Below are 18043 nucleotides of genomic sequence, written 5' to 3'. Positions count from 1 at the left end.
AAGGTGTCAGCGAATCAGGAAGGGCATGTTGACGGTCACGGCGCCGGTGGGACAGCGGGCGGCGCACGGGCCGCAGTACCAGCATTCGTCGACGTGCATGAAGGCCTTGCCGTTTTCCGGGTTGATGGCCAGCGAGTCGAGCGGACAGATCTCGACGCACAGCGTGCAGCCCTCGATACACAGTGACTCGTCGATGGTCACCGGGACGTCGACGCGGTTGTTCACCAAGCCCATGTCAGCTCCTCAGGTTTCGGGAGAGGTTGCCGCGCATGGTGATCCGATCACCACGCATGCGGATGTATTCAAGGTCGACGGGTCGGCCGGCGTCCAGGCAGGTGAGGCGTTCCAGCATCAGCAGGGCCGCGCCGTCGGGTACCTGCAGGGTGTCCGCGGAGTGCGGGTCGGCGGCGATGGCTTCCACGGCGAGCGCCGCGGAGCCGAGGCGCTGACCGCTGACCTGCTCGATGAGCGCGAACACGTCGTTGGTCTCCAATGGATGCCGGATGACCTGTTCGCCGATATCGGGTGCCAGATAGGTGAGATCAAGTGACAGTGGCAGGTCGCCGAGGTAGCGCAGCCGTTCGATGTAGACCACCGCGGTGCCTGGGTCCAGTTCGAGCTTGCGAGCGACCGCCGGTGGGGCGGCCATCGTCAGCACAGCCCTGACCTCGTTGCGCACCTCGCCGTAGTGCTTGAAGGTCTCCTTGAGGCCGACCAGCGCGTCAAGTCCGTGGTCGAGCTTGCGAACCGCGACATGCGTGCCGACGCGGGTGCCGCGGTCGATCAGACCTTCGCCCTTCAAGGCACCAAGCGCCTCACGAATGGTGTTGCGCGATACCGAGAATTCGGCGGCGAGATCGGACTCATTGGGTAGCCCGTCGGGATAGTCGCCGGCGTGGATCTGATGGCGCAGCAGGTCGGCGACCGGACGGGCCTGGTCGGCACGTGCGCGGCGGATCGGTGTCGGGTCTGGAACTGCCACTCGATCACCGTAGAACCGATTCTGGTGCCCCTGCCGCTGCCGAACAGCGCCGACGCCCGGCGTCGACTCATTGCGCCGGTCCTGCGGCCGAGAGACCAGCCGAAAGCCGGGCGCATCGTGGTATTACGCCACCCGGCCGGAGGTCGGGCATATTTCAATCGCGGTGAATCGAATATCCGCGGCGCCGCAACGAGAGTCAGCGAGTGTCATCGTCTTCCGGGCGCTCCGGTTTCAGGAGTTCTTCGGGGTGGAAGTGGTGGTTGATGGTGTCTTGGCCGGTGTCCATCAGTGGTGGTGGGTGCCAGTGCACGCGTCCGGTGGTGGGGTCGATGTGGGTGGTCCAGCCCAGTTCGGCGAGTTGGTTGTCGGGCCCGCAGCCCAGTCCGAGGGTGTCGGCGTCGGTGAGCCCGCCGTTAGCCCAGCTGGGCTCGGCGTGATGGGCCTGGCAATGGTTGGCACCCTTCGTGCAGCCCGGCCGGGTGCAGCCGCGGTCGCGGTTGTACAGCAGCAGGCGTTGGGCCTTGGTGGCCAGGCGTTTGGTGCGGCCCATGTAGAGCGGTTCGGCGGTGTGTTGTCGATACACCACCAAATAGTGGTGGGCGTGCTCGGCCAACCGGATCAGGTCCGGCATCGGCATCAGGGTGCCGGTCCCGGTGACCGCGATCCCGGCCCCGGACTCCAACTCACCCAAGGTGGTGGACACCACCACGGTGACGGGGAGCCCGTTGTGCTGGCCCAGGCGCCCCGAGGCCAGGATCTCGCGCAGCACGGCTTTGAGGGCGTCGTGTTGGCGCTGGGCTTGGGTGCGGGTGTCGCGGTACGTGGGCCCGGTCAGCGGCGGCAGCGATGGTGGCGGGGTGGCTGCGGCTGCGGCGGCGGCCTCGACCGCGTCGATCCGCTCGGCGAGCTCGTCGAAGGTGGTGGGCAGCGGTAGCTGTTCCCACACCGACGCCGGATCATCACACGGTGCGGGCGGTGATGCCGGCGGGTTGTGCGGCTCGGGTTGCGCCTCGGCATCGTTCTGCGGCGCCTGCGCTTCAGCGGCAGCCGTCTCTGCGTCCGCTTCCGCGTCGGATGCGGGAGTTGCCTGCGCTTCCGACTCGGCTTCGGCGTCGCTCTCCGGCGCTTCCGGTTCGGTGCCCGGCGCTTCCGGCTCGTCAGCTTCGGCGTCGGCCGGTGCCTCGGGTTCGGGGTTGGCCGGTGAGTCCGGGTCCTCGGGATTGTTGATCCCGGGACGGGCCCAGGTGTCATTCACCGTACCCAGATAGGCCGCCAGCTCCGGATCCACCCAGCCGGTGATCCGGGTCAACCCGTCGGCATCCTGCTGACCGATGCTGATACCGCGCTTGTGGCGCACGATATCGGGCCCGGAGCCATTCTGATTCATCAGATACAACGCGGACACCGCGGTGGCGTGCACCGTCTCGGGCGGGCTGCTCTGGGCCAGGGGCACCAGGATGGCCTCCAACTCCGCGCATTCGGCGGCATCGACATACTTGGCCGCCAGGCGCACCGCCTCGGCGATCACCGCCACATGCCCCTCACCGATAGTCCCCTGCGCCAACGCCTGCGCGCACAACCCCAACGCCGGCTCCAGCGTCTGCCCGGTGATCGACTGCCTAGGAGCCAGTTCCTCGGCGCGGCGCACCCGGCGCGCGGCCTCGCGCCCGGACAGTCGCATCCGGGTGCCCAGCACATCGGCCCAGTTCTTGCCGCCGATCTCATGCGCGCTGGCCCGCGCCATCAACGCCGCCAGAATCCGGTGATCGACCGCCTCATCCTGGCGGGCGCGTTCCTCGCGTTCGGACTGCAACGCCAACAACTCGGCGGTGTCGAACACCGAGAAATCAGCATCCAACAACGCCTTCACCGACGCGGCACGATCACAGACCGCGGCGGCCACCGCGTCCCGAGACTGCACCACATCCGACTTCATGACTCGAACATACGTTCGACCACCGACAAATTATGTCAGAATGTGACATCAGAGGCGTACGAGTCAAAAGAAAATTCTGAGGCGCGAAAGTGCGCCTCAGCCAACGCGTTACATCGAGCGCGACAGGATCCGGCCGAACTGCAGCAGCCGCTCCATCTGCGCCAGGCCGCCGTCGTCGACGGTCTTGGTATAGCGGAAGGACTCGCAGTACAGATCGCTGTCGGTGGCGGATGTGCGCCGGGCGCGGGTCACCAATTGCGTGTACATCCGCAACCGCACCTCGGAAAGTCGCCGCGTGCCGTCGCCGAGTACGTCGAACTGCGTGCTCAGGATGTGATCGCTGACGGTCGACAACAGGATGGTCCGCACCGACGATGTCAGCCGGCGGCGGTCGTCGTCGTAGTCGTCATCGGCGCGCCAGAGGATCAGCCTCCGGCCGTCGGTGGCGACCACCTCCTGCCACACGGCGGTGCCCCAGCGCTCCTCGGACTCACCGCGCGACATGATGAACGCCTTGACGTTGCCGTACTCGACCACCGAGCGCAGCTGATCGAGTGCCAGCTCGGGGTCGCGCAGGTACACCGTCGCGGCGTCCTGCAGGCTCATATACGGTGCCCAGTCCTGGGGCACGCTCATTCGGCGCCGTCCGACGGCTTCAGCGCCGCGGCGGCCGCACGGATCTGCGGCGTCACCAGCATCACCTGGCCGAGCACGCCGTTGACGAATCCGGGTGACTCATCGGTGGACAGCTCCTTGGCAAGTTCGACGGCCTCATCCACGGCCACCGGCTCGGGTACGTCCTCGGCGTGCAGCAGCTCCCACACCGCGACCCGCAAAATCGCACGGTCCACGGCCGGCAGCCGGTCCAGCGTCCAGCCCTGCAGATGCGAGGAGATCAGATCGTCGACATGGGCGGCGTGCTCGGTGACACCGTGGGTCACCGACACCGTGTACGGGTTCAGCGGCGAGATGTCGGACTGGGTGTGCGACAGAGCATTGCGCTTGTCGGCGGCCTCGGCCGCCGTGATTCCCCGCGCCTCGGCCTCGAAGAGCAGATCGACGGCGCGCTTGCGGGCCTGGTGGCGGCCCTTGTCACCCCTGCGGTCAGCCATTCACCCGGCCGAGGTACGAACCGTCGCGCGAGTCGACCTTCAGCTTGTCACCGGTGTTGATGAACAACGGCACCTGCAACTCGGCACCGGTCTCCACGGTGGCCGGCTTGGTTCCGGCGTTGGAGCGGTCGCCCTGCAGACCGGGCTCGGTGTGCGTGACGGTCAGCTCGACGGTGACCGGCAGCTCCAGGTACAGCGGCGCGCTCTCGTGGAAGGCGATCTGCACCGGCATGCCCTCCAGCAGGAAGTCGGCCAACCGGCCGACCAGGGCCTCCGACAGCGGATGCTGCTCGTAGTCCTCGGAGTCCATGAAGACGAAATCGGATCCATCGCGGTACAGGTAGGTGGCGTCGCGACGGTCGACGGTCGCGGTCTCGACCTTCACACCGGCGTTGAAGGTCTTGTCCACGACCTTGCCCGACAGCACGTTCTTCAGCTTGGTGCGCACGAAGGCCGGACCCTTGCCGGGCTTGACGTGCTGGAACTCGGTGATCTGCCAGAGCTGGCCCTCGATCTGCAGAACGAGACCATTCTTGAAGTCGGCGGTTGATGCCACGGTGTGTACAGCTCCTAGATCAGGTGATGACGGCCAGTTCCTTGGGGAACCGGGTGAGCAACTCGGGTTCGGGTGCGTCCTCGCTGCCGACGACCAGGGTGTCCTCGATTCGGACACCGCCCCGGCCGGGCAGATAGACGCCGGGCTCCACGGTGACCGCAGCGCCAGCAAGCAGTGTACCGACGGCCGACGCGCTGATTCCGGGCGCTTCGTGTATCTGCAATCCCACGCCGTGACCGAGCCCGTGCCCGAAGTTCCCGGCGTACCCGGCATCGGCGATCACCTGCCGCGCCGCGGCGTCGACGCCCGGCAGGTCCGCTCCCGGCGCCACCGCGCGGCGACCGGCCGCCTGCGCGGCCGAGACCAGCTGGTACAAGTCGCGCTGCCAGTCGGCGGCACTACCCAACACGAAGGTTCGGGTCATGTCCGAGTGGTATCCGGCCACCAGCGCACCGAAGTCGATCTTGACGAAGTCCCCGGTGGCCAACACCGCGTCGGTGGGCCGGTGATGCGGTATCGCCGAGTTCGCCCCCGCGGCGACGATCGTCTCGAACGAGACCCCGTCGGCGCCGTGATCGAGCATCAGCGACTCGAGCTCTCGGCCGACTTCCCTCTCGGTGCGGCCCGGCCGCAATCCACCGCGCGACACCAGATCGTGCAGCGCCGCGTCGGCGGCCTCGCAGGCCAGCCGCAGGATGGCGATCTCGCCGGCGTCCTTGACCTCGCGCAGCCGCTCGACCATGCCCGCCGCCCGAATCAATTCGACGCCGTCGGCGACGGATTCCAGCCGGCCGTATCCGTCAACGGTCACGACGTGGCTCTCGAATCCCAGTCGGCGCACGCCGGCCGCGGCGGCGCGCGCGGTCAGACAGGGACCGACGGCCCGCTCGACGACCAGTTCGGCGTCCGGCGCCTGCGCGGCGGCCTGCGTTACATAACGCCCGTCGGTTGCCAACACCGGCGTGTCCGCGTCGGCGCGCACCAGCAGGGCCGCATTGGACCCGGTGAATCCGGACAGATAACGCACGTTGACCAGGTCGGTTACCAGCATTGCGTCCAGCTCGGCGGCGACCAGCCGACGCCGCAGCCGGTCCCGGCGCTGAGAAATCGTCACGGTCGATGACGCTACTCGCTAGGCTGTCCCCTCATGAGCAAGTGGTTGCTGCGCGGACTCGTGTTCGCCGCACTCGTGGTGGTCCTGCGGTTGATCCAGGGTGTGCTGGTGGATTCGTTCCCGACGCAGGCCGGCTGGATCAGCCCGACCCTCGGACTTTTCCTGGCGATTCCGGTGCTGCTGTGGGCCTACGCCGACGGTCGCTCCGACGCCCGCTCGCAGAGCGATCCGGACCGCCGCCAGGATCTGGCGATGGTGTGGCTGGTGGCCGGCCTGATCGCGGGATTGCTCGGCGACCTGGTGTGCTGGTTCATCGGGCTGTTCTACCCGGCGCTGTACACCGGCAACCTGCTCAGCGAGCTGACCTCGTTCGCCGCGTTCACCGCGCTGCTGGTGTTCGTTGCCGGCGTCGTCGCGGTGACCATCGGCCGCTGGTCGGTGGATCGCAAGGCGCCCCCGTTCGTGCGTCGCCGCGAGGGTGATGACGAGCGTGCCGACACCGACGTGTTCGCCGCCGTACAGCCCGGCCCCGAGGAACAGGCCCGCAGCTAGCGGGTGCCCACCACGGAGTAGGCCGCGGCCAGCAGCGTCGGATCCGGCCCCTCCAGCCGGCCCGGCTTGGCCAGCCCGTCGAGCACCACGAAGCGCAGCACACCGGAGCGGTTCTTCTTGTCCCCGGCCATGTAATCCAACAGTTGTGGCAGCGCGTCGGCGTCGTAGCTGATCGGCAGGCCCAGCGCGGTCAGTACCCGGGCGTGCCGGTCGGCGGTGTCGTCATCGAGGCGCCCGGCCAGCCGGCCGAGTTCGGCCGCGAACACCAGGCCGACCGACACGGCGGCACCGTGGCGCCACTTGTAGCGCTCCCGGCGTTCGATGGCATGCGCCAGGGTGTGGCCGTAGTTCAGGATCTCCCGCAGCGCCGATTCCTTCTCGTCGGCGGCCACCACCTCGGCCTTGACGGTGATGGCCCGCCGGATCAGTTCGGGCAGCACCGATCCCGCGGGATCCAGCGCGGCCTCGGGGTCGGCCTCGATGAGGTCGAGGATCACCGGGTCGGAGATGAAACCGGCCTTCACGATCTCGGCCATGCCGGCGACGATCTCGTTGCGCGGCAACGTCTGCAGGGTGGCCAGGTCCACCAGGACGGCGAGCGGCTGATGGAATGCGCCGACCAGGTTCTTGCCCGCGTCGGTGTTGATCCCGGTCTTACCGCCGACGGCGGCGTCCACCATGCCCAGCAGGGTGGTTGGCACGTGCACGATGTCGACGCCGCGCAACCAGGTGGCCGCGGCGAACCCGGCCACGTCGGTGGCCGCTCCCCCACCCAGGCTGACGACGGCGTCCTTGCGGCCGATCCCGATGCGGCCCAACACTTCCCAGATGAATCCGACGACCGGCAGTTCCTTACCGGCCTCGGCATCGGGGATCTCGATGCGGTGCGCGTCGATGCCCGACTCGGCAAGATGCGCGCGGATGGCCTCGGCGGTCTGGGCCAGGGTGGGTTGGTAGAGCACGGCCACCTTGTGCCGGCCGGCCAGGGTGCGGCGCAGATCATCGAGCAGTCCGGTGCCGATGATGACCGGGTAGGGCCGGTCCACCTGGACGTTCACTGTCACGGGTTCACTCATTGCGTGCCTCTGCTCGTTTGGCCAGCGCCGCCGGGGTGGGCGGGGCCTCGGTGGTCGGTGCCGGATTGAGAACGGTGGGAAGGCGTCGCCAGGCCGGACGGCGACGGCGCCGCGGCCGCGACGGGCCGCAGCCCTGCAACCGGGTGACGATATGGCGCACCACGGCACCGGGATTGCGCCGGTTGGTGTTCACCCGCATGGTGGCGACCTCACGGAACAGCGGCACCCGGGCGTTCATCAGGGCGCGGTATTTCTCGGCCGGGTCGTCGCCGGCCAGCAGCGGCCGGGCGCTGCCGGTGGTGCGTCGGATACCTTCTGCGGCACTGATTTCCAGATAGATGACGGTGTGCCCGGCCAGCGCCTGACGCACCGCGGGGGTGGTGACCGCACCGCCGCCGAGCGACACCACGCCCTCGTGCTCGGCCAGCGCCTTGCGCACCACCTCGGCCTCGATCTCACGGAACACCGGCTCACCTTCGGCGAAGATATCGGCGATGCTGCGGCCGGTGGTCTCCACGATCGCAACATCGGTATCCAGCAACGGAACTCCGAGCGCCTTCGCGAGCCGCCGCCCGATGGTGGACTTGCCGGATCCCGGCATCCCCACCAGTACAGCCTTCGGCGCCATGATTATCCCGCCTGGGCAGCGGAGTCGTTCCCCGAGTCGCTCCGCTCCAGCCCGCCGGACCGCGCCGCGACGGCTGCCAGGTAGCTCTGCACGTTGGCCTTGGTCTCGGCCAGCGAGTCACCACCGAACTTCTCCAGGGCGGCGCGCGCCAGCACCAGCGCCACCATCGTCTCGACGACGACGCCCGCCGCCGGCACCGCGCACACGTCGGAACGCTGATGGATGGCGACGGCCTCGTCACCGGTGGCCATGTCGACGGTCGCCAGGGCGCGGGGCACCGTGGAGATCGGCTTCATCGCGGCGCGCACCCGCAACGGCTGGCCGTTGGTCATGCCACCTTCGAGCCCGCCGGCACGGTTGGTCGAGCGGATGATGCCGTCGGGACCGGGATAGATCTCGTCGTGCGCGACGCTGCCGCGACGCCGTGCCGTCTCGAACCCGTCGCCGATCTCGACACCCTTGATGGCCTGGATGCCCATCACGGCGGCCGCCAACTGACTGTCGAGCCGGTTGTCACCGCTGGTGAACGAGCCCAGCCCGACGGGCAGTCCGGTGACCACGACCTCGACGACGCCACCCAGGGTGTCGCCGTCCTTCTTGGCGGCCTCGATCTCGGTGATCATGGCCTGCTCGGCATCGGCATCGAAGGCGCGCACCGGGCTGTCGTCGATGCGGGCCAGATCCTGGGGCATCGGCGGCGGGCCGTCATAGGGCGCCGAGGCTCCGATGGAGATGACGTGCGAGACGACCTCGACGCCGAGCGCCTGTTGCAGGAAGGCCCGGGCGATGGTGCCCGCGGCGACGCGGGCGGCGGTTTCGCGGGCACTCGCGCGCTCCAGTACCGGACGCGCGTCGTCGAAGCCGTACTTGAGCATGCCGGCGTAGTCGGCGTGCCCGGGACGCGGACGGGTCAGCGGGGCGTTGCGCGCGGAGTCGCTGTCGAGCTGTTCGGCGGGCACCGGATCCGCGGCCATCACGGTCTCCCACTTGGGCCACTCGGTGTTGCCGATCTCGACCGCGATCGGTCCGCCGAGGGTGACCCCGTGCCGAACCCCGGCCAGGAGCGTGACCTGGTCCTTCTCGAACTTCATCCGGGCACCGCGGCCATAGCCGAGTCGGCGGCGCTGCAACTGGGTGGCGATGTCGTCGGAGGTCACCGACAGCCCGGCGACCATCCCTTCGACCATCGCCACCAGCGCGCGACCGTGGGATTCACCTGCGGTAGTCCATCGCAACACGTGGGACATTCTCCCATGCGGTGCACGGGACGACCGAATCCGTCACGGCGTCTGTCCGGGCACGCTGTATTGCAGCAGCACGGTGTCGATCCAGCGGTCGTGCTTGTGGCCGACCCGCACCAGCCTGCCCGCCTCCCGAAATCCGAAGCGGCGGTGCAGCCGCGCCGAGGCCGGATCACCGGAATCGGCGATCACCGCGATGACTTCGCGGATACCGGCAGCGGCGCACCGCTGCAGCAGCGCGGCCAGCAATTCGGCTCCACACCCGGTGCCGATCGCGGACGGGGCGACGTAGACCGAGTCCTCGACGGTGGCCCGGTACGCCGGACGCGTCTTCCACGGCGCGCAGTAGGCGTATCCAACCACCGCCCCGGCCCGTTCGACGACCAGAAACGGCAGCCCGGCGTCAACGATCGCGCCGAACCGCCGCACCCACTGGGCCAGGTCCGGGGCGTCGATCTCGAAGGTCGCCACACTGTTGCCGACGTAGTGGGCGTAAATGTCGGCGATGGCCGGTAGATCGTCGACGGTCGCGGTGCGCACGGACATGGCTTCCGAACCTAGGACCCCAGGTGCACCAGGGCGAGCGGAACCGCCGCACCCACACACATCGACGGCCCGTGCGGCACCGGGTCGGTCCGGCCGAACATCCGGGCCGTGAGCGCCCACACCGCGGTCAGCAGCGGTGCGGCGACGGCGGCCAACGTCCACACGTCGATCCCGTGGGCACCGGTGAGCGCCCCGAGGCCGAGCGCCAGTTTGACGTCACCGGCACCGAGGTCGGCCGGGACCGAAAGATGGATCAGCAGGTACACCCCGAACAACGCGGCGGCCCCGGCCAGCGCCGGACCGCCCTGTCCGGTCACACTCGCCGCGGCCAGGATCACCACCGCGCCCGGCAGTGTCAGTGCGTTCGGCAGCCGTCGCTCGCGGAGGTCGTAGATGGTCAGGGCCGTCAGCCACACCGCCACGGCCACCAGCCCCATGAATCGAGGTTAGGGCCCCGTGAGAGCGGCTCTCATCACCTCTTGGGGCGCGGTCATCCCGGTGAACTGCTCCACCTGCGCCACCGCCTGATGTAGCAGCATCTGCAGGCCGCTGATGGCGTGTCCCCCGCGGGCGGTCACCACGTCGGCCAGCGGTGTGGGCCAGGGATCGTAGATCGCGTCGAGCAGCACTGGAACGTCGGCGACGGCGTCGGCGTAGATCACGGCCACTTCGGGCGGCAGTGTGCTGACCGCGACATCGACAGCGCCCACCGGCCGACCCAACTCGACCCAGTCGACGTCGGCACCGAGTCCGCGGCCGACCGCGACGGGCGCCTCGGCTTTGTCCCGGTCCCGCGCCAGCACCGAAACATGCTGGACGCCAAGGTTTATCAACGCGGCAACGGCGGCCGGAGCGGTGCCGCCCGAGCCCAGTACGGCCGCCCGCCGCGGCGCGTCCAGATGCTCCGACAACGCGCCGATGACACCGTCGATATCGGTGTTGTCGGCGCGCCAGCCGGTGTCGGTGCGCACCAGGGTGTTGGCGGATCCGACGAGCGCGGCACGATCGGTGCGCTGCGACGCGACGGCCAGCGCGGCGAACTTGTTCGGCTTGGTCACCGACAGGCCGACCCATTCGGGGCCCAGACCGGCGATCAGATCCGGCAGTTGCTCGGCGGTGCATTCGATGCGGTCGTAGGTCCACGACGTCAGACCGAGCGCGCGGTAGGCGGCCAGATGGATATCCGGCGAGCGGGAGTGCGAGATCGGCGAGCCGAGAACGGCGAGCCGCCTGTCTCGCACGGCGGCGGGCCGCCTATCTCGCACTGTCGAGGACTCCATTGGCCCTGGCCAATTCGATATTGGCCAGATGTTCTTCGTAATCGCGGGTGAAGTTGGTGGTGCCCTGCAGATCGATGGTGACGAAGTACAGCCAGTCCCCGATCGCCGGATTCTCCGCGGCGACCACCGCCGGCCCTCCGGGTGAGCAGATCGGCGTCTTCGGCAGGCCGAGGGAGGCGTAGGTGTTCCACGGTGTGACCCGGGCCCGGTCGGCGTCGGTGGTGGCGACCTCGGTGCGGTCCAGCGAGTAGTTCACCGTCGAGTCGAACTCGAGTTTGCGGTTCTCGGCCAGCCGGTTGTAGATCACCCGGGCGACCTTGGAGAAGTCCTGCGGCTTGGATTCCCGCTGTACCAGCGACGCGACGATGAGGACCTCGTACGGGGAGATATTGGCGGTGGTGGCGGCATCCAGCAGCCCGTTGGCCTCGTAGGTCGCGGTGCTGGCACCGATCAGGCCGGCCAGGATCTGCTCCGGCGTCCCTGCCGGGTCGACGTTCCAGCTGCCCGCGGCGATCAGCCCCTCGAGCCGCCGATGGTCGTTGCCCATGGCGTCCAGACCGGGAGTGGCCCAGGGCGGTACGGCGAGCGCGGTGGGCTCGGCGGTGCCGGCGGCCTGCTTGAGATCGTCGGCGGAGACACATTCGCGGGTGCCGTTGAGGTCGACGCAGGAGGCGTTGGCGATCAGCGTCAGGATGCCCTCGGTGACGGCGTTGGTCTTGACGTCGGCGACGTCGTCGAGCTGACGGCCCTCCGGGATGACGAGCTGACCGACGCGATTGGCCGGGTCGGCCAACCGCTCGACGGCGCTGGCGGCCGGGATCTCGGTGCGCACCTTGTAGAACCCGGGCTGGATCGCCGCGATGGCCGGGTTGGAGGCCGCGGCCTCCACGAAGGCCTTCGACGAGGAGACGACATTCTCCTGCTGCAGGGTCTGGCCGATTGCGGTGGTGGTGTCCCCGTTCTGAACCTCGATGACCACATCGTCGACGCCGTCGCCGGCGAAGTCACCGGTCGAGCCGAAAATGTTGTGCCACATCCGCGATCCGATGAACACCGCACCCACCACGACGATGACCAGCGTGGCCAGCGCCAGGCCGGTGTAGAGCCGGCGGCGCCGCGCGGTCCGTCGGGCCCTGGCCCGGTCGGTACGGTTCATCCGCCGCCGGGGAGGTCCCACCGCGATCGGCTCATGGCGATCGGTAGTCCATTCCGAATCCCACTGGTCACTCATCGGCCACCCTTAATGCGGACCGGCGCTGGTCCAACCAGGTCTGCAGAATTCCCACTGCCGCAACCTGATCGACCATGGCCCGCTGGTTCTTGGCGCGTACGCCTGCATCCCGCAGCGCCCGTTGTGCACTCACCGTGGTCAGTCGTTCATCGGCCAGCCGCACCGGTATCGGCGCGATCAGCTCGGCCAGTCTGTCGGCCACCTCGACGGCGTCCTGCGCCGAGGAGCCCGAGCGGTCGGCGAGGGTGCGCGGGAGGCCGACGATGACCTCGACCGCGGCGGATTCCTCGACCAGCGCGGCCAGCCTGCGCAGGTGCCGTCCGGTGCGCTCACGCTTCACCGTCTCCAGTGGGGTGGCCAGGATCCCGTCGGGATCGCTGCCCGCCACGCCGATGCGCACCGTGCCGACGTCGACGCCGAGGCGTCGGCCCCGTCCGGGATCATCGGGACCGGGTCTGTCCGGTTGGCGGTCTGCGGGATCGGCCACGCGGCTAGCTCCGGGCGATCTCTGCGTGCAGCGCGGCCAACGCCGCGTCGATACCCGCCGCCCCCTTACCGGAACCCTGGGCCAGATCGGCCTTTCCACCCCCGCGGCCGTTGACCGGGCCGCCCAGCACCTTGACCAGATCACCCGCGTTGAGTCCCAGGTCCTGCGCGCCGGCGTTGACCGCGACCACGAACGGCACGCTGTCGCCCTCCCCCTCGGCGATCAGGGCGACGACGCCGGGCTCGGAGCCCAACTTGCCCTTGATGTCGCCGACCAGGCTGCGCAGGTCCCCCGCCGAGACTCCGCCGGCCATCCGCTGCGCCACCAGACGCACCTTACCGACGAGCTCCGCACCGGCGGCGGCATTTGCCGCGGCGGCGCGCGCGTTCGCAAGGCGCACCTTGTCCAGTTCCTTCTCGGCGGCGCGCAGTCGCTCGACCAGGTTGGCCACCCGCGCGGGCACCTCTTCCGAGGGCACCTTGAGCGAGGATGCCAACCCGGCCATCAGCGCGCGCTCCTTGGACAGATGCCGGAAGGATTCGAGGCCGACATACGCCTCGACGCGACGCACCCCCGAGCCCACCGAGGACTCGCCGAGCAGGGTCACCGGGCCGATCTGCGCCGAACTGCGGACGTGGGTTCCGCCGCACAATTCCAGGGAGAACGGACCGCCGATCTCGACCACCCGGACCTCGTCGGGGTAGTTCTCGCCGAACAGCGCCATCGCGCCCATCGCCTTGGCCTGCTCGAGGGCGGTGTTGAAGGTGTTGACCGCGTAGTCGGCCTGCACGGCCTCGTTGGCGACCTCTTCGATCTGGGTGCGCTGCGCCTCGGTCAGCGAGCCCTGCCAGTTGAAGTCGAAGCGCAGATAGCCCGGACGGTTCAGCGACCCGGCCTGAACGGCGTTGGGTCCCAGAACCTCTCGCAGTGCGGCGTGCACCATGTGGGTGCCGGAGTGGCCCTGGGTGGCACCGTGCCGCCAGGTCGGGTCGACCTCGGCGGTGATGGTGTCGCCCTCGACGAATTCGCCGGACTCGACGCGCACGCGGTGCGCCCACAGCGTCTTGGCGATCTTCTGCACGTCGGTGACGGTGGCCTTCGCGGTCTCCGAGGAACCGGTACCGGTGATGGTGCCCTCGTCGGCGATCTGACCGCCCGACTCGGCATAGAAAGGGGTGCGGTCCAGGATCAGCTCGACGGTGCCGTCCGCGCCGCCGTGGCTGACGACCGGCACCCGCGCACCGTCGACGAAGATGCCGAGAATGTTTGCCTGCGAGGACAGTTCGTCGAATCCGGTGAACTCGGTGGGTCCACCGTCGACGAGATCCCGGTAGGCCGACAGGTCGGTGTGGGCCTGTTTGCGGGCCGCCGCGTCGGCCTTGGCGCGTTGGCGCTGTTCGGCCATCAGCCCGCGGAAGCCCTCTTCGTCGACGGACAAACCGGCCTCGGCGGCCATCTCCAGGGTGAGCTCGATCGGGAATCCGTAAGTGTCGTGCAAGGTGAACGCATCGCTGCCGGACAGCACGGTGTCACCGGCCCTGCGGGTGCTCGCGGCCGCCTCGTCGAACAGCCGCGACCCCGACGCCAGGGTGCGGTTGAAGGCGGTCTCCTCGGCGACGGCGATGCGGTGGATGCGGTCGAAGTCGGTGACCAGTTCGGGATAGGACGGGCCCATCTCGTCGCGGACGGTGGTCATCAGCTCGCTCATGACGGGCTGATCGACACCGAGCAGCTTGGCGGCCCGGATGATGCGGCGCAGCAGGCGGCGCAACACATAGCCGCGGCCCTCGTTGCCGGGGGTGACGCCGTCGCCGATGATGATCGCCGCGGTGCGGCTGTGGTCGCCGATGATCCGGTAGCGGACGTCGTCGGTGTGGTTGCCCTGCCCGTAGCCGCGGGGCGCGTACTCGGCGACCTTGTCGATGACCGGACGCACCAGATCAGTCTCGTAGACGTTGTCCACGCCCTGCAGCAGGCACGCGATCCGTTCCACGCCCATACCGGTGTCGATGTTCTTGCGCGGCAGCGGACCGAGGATCTCGAAATCGTCCTTGCTGGTGCCCTCACCGCGCTCGTTCTGCATGAACACGAGATTCCAAATCTCGATATAGCGGTCTTCGTTGGCCTCGGGCCCACCGTCGATGCCGTATTCGGGGCCGCGGTCGTAGTAGATCTCCGAGCACGGACCGCACGGCCCGGGGATACCCATCGACCAGTAGTTGTCGGCCATGCCGCGACGCTGGATGCGCTCCAGCGGCAGACCGGCCACTTCCTGCCACAGCCCGATGGCCTCGTCGTCATCGAGATAGACGGTGGCCCAGAGCTTTTCCGGATCGAAGCCATAACCACCCTCGGACACCGGATTGGTCAGCAGCGTCCAGGCCAGCTCGATGGCGCCCTTCTTGAAATAGTCGCCGAAGCTGAAGTTGCCGGCCATCTGGAAGAAGGTGTTGTGCCGGGTGGTGATGCCGACCTCGTCGATGTCCGGCGTGCGGATGCACTTCTGGACGCTGGTGGCCCGCTCGTAGGGCGGCGTGCGCGCGCCCAGGAAAAAGGGCACGAACTGCACCATGCCGGCATTGACGAACAGCAGGTTCGGGTCGTCGAGGATCACCGAGGCGCTGGGCACCTCGGTATGTCCCGCTTTCACGAAGTGATCGAGGAAGCGTTTCCTGATCTCGTGTGTCTGCACGTGCTGCTGTCCTTTGGTTCGACCTGCGAATACTTCGACCGCACCACAGTACCGTTCGCGATCCTCAGCCCGACACGAAGCTCAGCCGCACCGATCTGCGCGGGTTGTCCCTGTTCAGGTCCACCAGCACGATGCTCTGCCAGGTACCCAGCAGCGGTGTGCCATCCCCCACCGGCACCGTGACCGACGGGGACACCAGCCCGGGCAGCACATGATCGGCACCGTGTCCGGGTGAGCCGTGCGCGTGCCGGTACCGGTCGTCGCGCGGCAGCAGGCGCTCCAGGGTGTCGACGAGGTCGTCATCGGAGCCGGCCCCGGTCTCGATGACGGCGACGCCGGCGGTGGCGTGCGGCACGAAGACATTGCACAGGCCGTCGCCCTTGGCGGCACAGAACCGCGTCACCTCCGCGGTCAGGTCGACGATCCGGCGGCGCGAGGTGTCCAGGTCCAGCATCTCGGTCTTCACGGTGTCGACCCTACGAGTCGGCCGGCGAATTGACACGGCCGTTTATCGGTCGGCGGCCGAGGGTACTTCTGCGACAACCGAAAAGCCCGCCAGCTGACACAGCACGGAGGAATGATGACCGTCACCGGAATCTTCACCGCAATTTTGATCGGCATCGTGGTCGGTGCGCTCGGGCGACTGGTGGTGCCCGGCAAGCAGAAGATCGGGATGCTGCTGACCATCCTGGTCGGCATCGTCTCCGCCCTGGTCGGCACGGCGCTGGCCCGCGCGATCGGCATCCCCACCACCACCGGCGGAGTGGACTGGATGGAACTGCTGGTCCAGGTCATCGTCGCGGCTGCCGGCGTGGCGTTGGTCACCGCGCTGGTGGACCGGCGCCGGACCCCGATCCTGGGCCGACGCCGATCGGGCATGTTCCGCTGACCCGCGCGTCGGTTCGGAGAGCGGCGCGCGTCGCGGCGTCGAGACCTCGCGGTCGGGGGTTCAGCGCAACGCGTCGCCGGGGAAACCCATACAGGGGTGCACCTCGAAGGTGAACACGCCGGCCTGTACACCGGGATCGGCGTTCATGATCTCGACGGTCTCTTCCACCGAGACCGCGAACACCCCGACCCCGCACACCTCGGAGTCATCCATGACCGGCAGCACGATGACGAGCTTGCCCTCGTCGCGTAGCCCGAAATTGCGCCTGCCGTGCTCCCACACGTGCTGCGGGGCGTCGGCGGCCGTCGCGTTCGGCCCGTCCTTGAGCAGCATCAGGCTGTAGGTCTTGGCGGTGCCGAGCACCGCGTTCATCTCGTCATCGCTGAACGTCTTCATCCGCGCTTCCTCCGAAGGATCGCCCGCAACTTCTCCAGCCGCGTCGAGATTTCCCGCTCGGCACCGTAGGTGGTGGGGTGGTAATAGTCCACACCCACCAGCTCGTCGGGTGCATATTGTTGCGACGCAACGCCACCCGGCGCATCGTGGGCGTACTTGTATCCCACCGCATTGCCCAGTTTCTGGGCGCCGGAATAGTGCCCGTCCCGCAAGTGCGGCGGGACCAGACCGGCCTTGCCCGCGCGGATGTCGCCCATCGCCGCGCCCAGTGCCGTCGTCACCGCATTGGACTTGGGTGCGGTGGCCAGGTGCACGGTGGCGTGCGCCAGGGTCAGCTGCGCCTCGGGCATGCCGATGAGTTGCACGGTCTGGGCGGCGGCCACCGCGGTGGGCAGCGCCGTCGGATCGGCCATCCCGATGTCCTCGCTGGCCAGGATCATCAGGCGGCGGGCGATGAACCGCGGGTCCTCCCCCGCGGTCAGCATCCGGGCCAGGTAGTGCAGCGCGGCGTCGACGTCGGAGCCGCGCACCGATTTGATGAAGGCGCTGATGACGTCGTAGTGCTGATCGCCATCGCGGTCATAGCGCACCGCGGCCTGATCCAGCGATTGCTCGACAACCTCCACGGTGATCCGCTCGCCTGCTTCGGCGGCCACCTCCAGCGCCGTCAGCGCCCGGCGCGCATCCCCGGCCGACAGTTTGACCAGTAGCTCCAGCGCGTCGTCGTCGACCGCCACCTTGCCGGCGAGCCCGCGTTCGTCGGTCACCGCGCGCTGCAGCACGGTGCGGATGTCCTCGGGCCCCAGCGGCTGCAACTGCAGGATCAATGAGCGTGACAGCAGCGGCGCCACCACCGAGAACGACGGGTTCTCGGTGGTCGCCGCGACCAGCAGCACCACCCGGTTCTCGACCGCAGCGAGCAGCGCGTCCTGCTGGGTCTTGGAGAACCGGTGCACCTCGTCGATGAACAACACCGTCTGCTGGCCTCGGATCGCGGCATGGCGCGCCTCTTCGATGACGGCGCGCACCTCCTTGACCCCGGCGGACAGCGCCGAAAGCGCCTCGAACCGGCGCCCGGTGGCACCTGAGATCAACGAGGCCAGCGTGGTCTTACCGGTGCCCGGCGGGCCGTACAGGATGACGCTGGCCGCACCGGAGCCCTCCACCAGACGGCGCAGCGGCGAACCCGGCTTGAGCAGGTGCTGCTGGCCCACCACGTCATCGAGTCCGGCCGGGCGCATCCGCACGGCCAGTGGGCTGGCGGCCGCGGGCAGCGCATCGCCCGGAGGCGGGTCCCCGGGCATGTCGAACAGACTGTCGGCCAC

General features: G+C 68.7%; 20 protein-coding genes and 1 pseudogene. 2 read left to right on the top strand and 19 right to left on the bottom strand.

Features of this window, described 5'->3' with window-relative positions:
- Window positions 1–6: 6 nt before the first annotated feature.
- The 7 genes from ACWDUN_RS04625 to ACWDUN_RS04595 form a co-directional block, all read right to left on the bottom strand.
- Window positions 7–234, bottom strand: coding sequence for a 4Fe-4S dicluster domain-containing protein (locus ACWDUN_RS04625; protein ID WP_449925149.1), 228 nt, complete (start codon window positions 232–234; stop codon window positions 7–9).
- Window position 235: 1 nt separating this feature from the next.
- Complete coding sequence (locus tag ACWDUN_RS04620; protein ID WP_449925146.1) at window positions 236–982, bottom strand: GntR family transcriptional regulator; 747 nt, start codon at window positions 980–982, stop codon at window positions 236–238.
- A 196-nt stretch (window positions 983–1178) separates the two neighbouring features.
- A complete protein-coding gene (locus tag ACWDUN_RS04615) occupies window positions 1179–2918 on the bottom strand; it encodes a DUF222 domain-containing protein (protein ID WP_449925143.1) in 1740 nt (579 codons plus the stop codon).
- Between the two features lie 108 nt (window positions 2919–3026).
- Window positions 3027–3554: a hypothetical protein gene (locus ACWDUN_RS04610; RefSeq protein WP_449925140.1), complete on the bottom strand. Its 528-nt coding sequence runs from the start codon at window positions 3552–3554 to the stop codon at window positions 3027–3029.
- Window positions 3551–4030: a transcription antitermination factor NusB gene (gene nusB / locus ACWDUN_RS04605; protein ID WP_449925138.1), complete on the bottom strand. Its 480-nt coding sequence runs from the start codon at window positions 4028–4030 to the stop codon at window positions 3551–3553. The genes ACWDUN_RS04610 and nusB overlap by 4 nt, the downstream gene beginning before the upstream one ends.
- A complete protein-coding gene (efp, locus tag ACWDUN_RS04600; RefSeq protein WP_449925135.1) occupies window positions 4023–4586 on the bottom strand; it encodes an elongation factor P in 564 nt (187 codons plus the stop codon). The genes nusB and efp overlap by 8 nt, the downstream gene beginning before the upstream one ends.
- Window positions 4587–4605: 19 nt before the next feature.
- Window positions 4606–5700 (bottom strand): M24 family metallopeptidase, encoded by a 1095-nt coding sequence (locus ACWDUN_RS04595; RefSeq protein WP_449925132.1) that lies wholly within the window; start codon window positions 5698–5700, stop codon window positions 4606–4608.
- A gap of 33 nt (window positions 5701–5733) precedes the next feature.
- Here ACWDUN_RS04595 and ACWDUN_RS04590 point away from each other — a divergent pair, with 33 nt between their 5' ends.
- Window positions 5734–6252 carry a B-4DMT family transporter gene (locus ACWDUN_RS04590; protein WP_449925129.1) on the top strand — a complete coding sequence of 173 codons (519 nt, stop codon included), beginning with the start codon at window positions 5734–5736 and terminating at the stop codon, window positions 6250–6252.
- On the opposite strand, the gene aroB is transcribed toward ACWDUN_RS04590, so the two are convergent.
- From aroB to ACWDUN_RS04540, 10 genes and pseudogenes are all read right to left on the bottom strand, one after another.
- A complete protein-coding gene (gene aroB, locus ACWDUN_RS04585) occupies window positions 6249–7328 on the bottom strand; it encodes a 3-dehydroquinate synthase (RefSeq protein WP_449925126.1) in 1080 nt (359 codons plus the stop codon). The genes ACWDUN_RS04590 and aroB overlap by 4 nt on opposite strands.
- Window positions 7329–7446: 118 nt before the next feature.
- Window positions 7447–7956: pseudogene (locus ACWDUN_RS04580) on the bottom strand (shikimate kinase); the annotation flags it as partial.
- A 2-nt stretch (window positions 7957–7958) separates the two neighbouring features.
- Window positions 7959–9194, bottom strand: coding sequence for a chorismate synthase (aroC, locus tag ACWDUN_RS04575; RefSeq protein WP_449925124.1), 1236 nt, complete (start codon window positions 9192–9194; stop codon window positions 7959–7961).
- Between the two features lie 42 nt (window positions 9195–9236).
- Window positions 9237–9743: an N-acetyltransferase family protein gene (locus tag ACWDUN_RS04570; RefSeq protein WP_449925123.1), complete on the bottom strand. Its 507-nt coding sequence runs from the start codon at window positions 9741–9743 to the stop codon at window positions 9237–9239.
- Between the two features lie 11 nt (window positions 9744–9754).
- On the bottom strand, window positions 9755–10180 hold the full coding sequence (locus ACWDUN_RS04565) for a prepilin peptidase (RefSeq protein WP_449925121.1): 426 nt from the start codon (window positions 10178–10180) through the stop codon (window positions 9755–9757).
- Between the two features lie 9 nt (window positions 10181–10189).
- Entirely contained in the window at window positions 10190–11023 is an 834-nt protein-coding gene (locus ACWDUN_RS04560) for a shikimate dehydrogenase (protein ID WP_449925119.1), read from the bottom strand.
- The gene (locus tag ACWDUN_RS04555; protein ID WP_449925116.1) at window positions 10998–12254 is read right to left on the bottom strand and encodes an endolytic transglycosylase MltG; all 1257 of its coding nucleotides are present in this window, start codon (window positions 12252–12254) and stop codon (window positions 10998–11000) included. Before ACWDUN_RS04555 ends, ACWDUN_RS04560 begins: the two co-directional genes overlap by 26 nt.
- Entirely contained in the window at window positions 12247–12741 is a 495-nt protein-coding gene (ruvX, locus tag ACWDUN_RS04550; RefSeq protein ID WP_449925114.1) for a Holliday junction resolvase RuvX, read from the bottom strand. The genes ACWDUN_RS04555 and ruvX overlap by 8 nt, the downstream gene beginning before the upstream one ends.
- 4 nt (window positions 12742–12745) lie before the next feature.
- Window positions 12746–15433, bottom strand: coding sequence for an alanine--tRNA ligase (gene alaS, locus ACWDUN_RS04545; protein ID WP_449925112.1), 2688 nt, complete (start codon window positions 15431–15433; stop codon window positions 12746–12748).
- Window positions 15434–15497: 64 nt separating this feature from the next.
- The gene (locus tag ACWDUN_RS04540; RefSeq protein WP_449926264.1) at window positions 15498–15887 is read right to left on the bottom strand and encodes a secondary thiamine-phosphate synthase enzyme YjbQ; all 390 of its coding nucleotides are present in this window, start codon (window positions 15885–15887) and stop codon (window positions 15498–15500) included.
- Window positions 15888–16013: 126 nt separating this feature from the next.
- On the opposite strand from ACWDUN_RS04540, the gene ACWDUN_RS04535 reads away from it, so the two are divergent.
- Window positions 16014–16322, top strand: a complete 309-nt coding sequence (locus tag ACWDUN_RS04535; protein WP_449925109.1) for a GlsB/YeaQ/YmgE family stress response membrane protein — start codon at window positions 16014–16016, stop codon at window positions 16320–16322.
- 60 nt (window positions 16323–16382) lie between these two features.
- Here the strand turns inward: ACWDUN_RS04535 and ACWDUN_RS04530 are convergent, their stop codons facing one another.
- Both ACWDUN_RS04530 and ACWDUN_RS04525 read right to left on the bottom strand, forming a co-directional pair.
- The gene (locus ACWDUN_RS04530; protein WP_449925106.1) at window positions 16383–16718 is read right to left on the bottom strand and encodes a hypothetical protein; all 336 of its coding nucleotides are present in this window, start codon (window positions 16716–16718) and stop codon (window positions 16383–16385) included.
- The gene (locus ACWDUN_RS04525; protein ID WP_449926261.1) at window positions 16715–18022 is read right to left on the bottom strand and encodes a replication-associated recombination protein A; all 1308 of its coding nucleotides are present in this window, start codon (window positions 18020–18022) and stop codon (window positions 16715–16717) included. Before ACWDUN_RS04525 ends, ACWDUN_RS04530 begins: the two co-directional genes overlap by 4 nt.
- Window positions 18023–18043: the final 21 nt, after the last annotated feature.

It is taken from the genome of Mycobacterium sp. NPDC003323 (assembly GCF_053589535.1).
Note: the sequence above shows the minus strand (reverse complement) of the source record. Positions and strands in the feature narration are given on the sequence as shown.

Bases quoted from the DNA above. Each gene is read 5' to 3' on its own strand.
- ACWDUN_RS04560 (WP_449925119.1), bottom strand. From the start codon at position 11,023: ATGGAGTCCTCGACAGTGCGAGATAGGCGGCCCGCCGCCGTGCGAGAC.
- ACWDUN_RS04570 (WP_449925123.1), bottom strand. From the start codon at position 9,743: ATGTCCGTGCGCACCGCGACCGTCGACGATCTACCGGCCATCGCCGAC.
- ACWDUN_RS04565 (WP_449925121.1), bottom strand. From the start codon at position 10,180: ATGGGGCTGGTGGCCGTGGCGGTGTGGCTGACGGCCCTGACCATCTAC.
- ACWDUN_RS04525 (WP_449926261.1), bottom strand. From the start codon at position 18,022: ATGCCCGGGGACCCGCCTCCGGGCGATGCGCTGCCCGCGGCCGCCAGC.
- ACWDUN_RS04535 (WP_449925109.1), top strand. From the start codon at position 16,014: ATGACCGTCACCGGAATCTTCACCGCAATTTTGATCGGCATCGTGGTC.
- ACWDUN_RS04555 (WP_449925116.1), bottom strand. From the start codon at position 12,254: ATGAGTGACCAGTGGGATTCGGAATGGACTACCGATCGCCATGAGCCG.
- nusB (WP_449925138.1), bottom strand. From the start codon at position 4,030: ATGGCTGACCGCAGGGGTGACAAGGGCCGCCACCAGGCCCGCAAGCGC.
- aroB (WP_449925126.1), bottom strand. From the start codon at position 7,328: ATGAGTGAACCCGTGACAGTGAACGTCCAGGTGGACCGGCCCTACCCG.
- ACWDUN_RS04530 (WP_449925106.1), bottom strand. From the start codon at position 16,718: ATGAAGACGTTCAGCGATGACGAGATGAACGCGGTGCTCGGCACCGCC.
- ACWDUN_RS04625 (WP_449925149.1), bottom strand. From the start codon at position 234: ATGGGCTTGGTGAACAACCGCGTCGACGTCCCGGTGACCATCGACGAG.
- ACWDUN_RS04540 (WP_449926264.1), bottom strand. From the start codon at position 15,887: ATGCTGGACCTGGACACCTCGCGCCGCCGGATCGTCGACCTGACCGCG.
- ACWDUN_RS04590 (WP_449925129.1), top strand. From the start codon at position 5,734: ATGAGCAAGTGGTTGCTGCGCGGACTCGTGTTCGCCGCACTCGTGGTG.
- ACWDUN_RS04610 (WP_449925140.1), bottom strand. From the start codon at position 3,554: ATGAGCGTGCCCCAGGACTGGGCACCGTATATGAGCCTGCAGGACGCC.
- ACWDUN_RS04615 (WP_449925143.1), bottom strand. From the start codon at position 2,918: ATGAAGTCGGATGTGGTGCAGTCTCGGGACGCGGTGGCCGCCGCGGTC.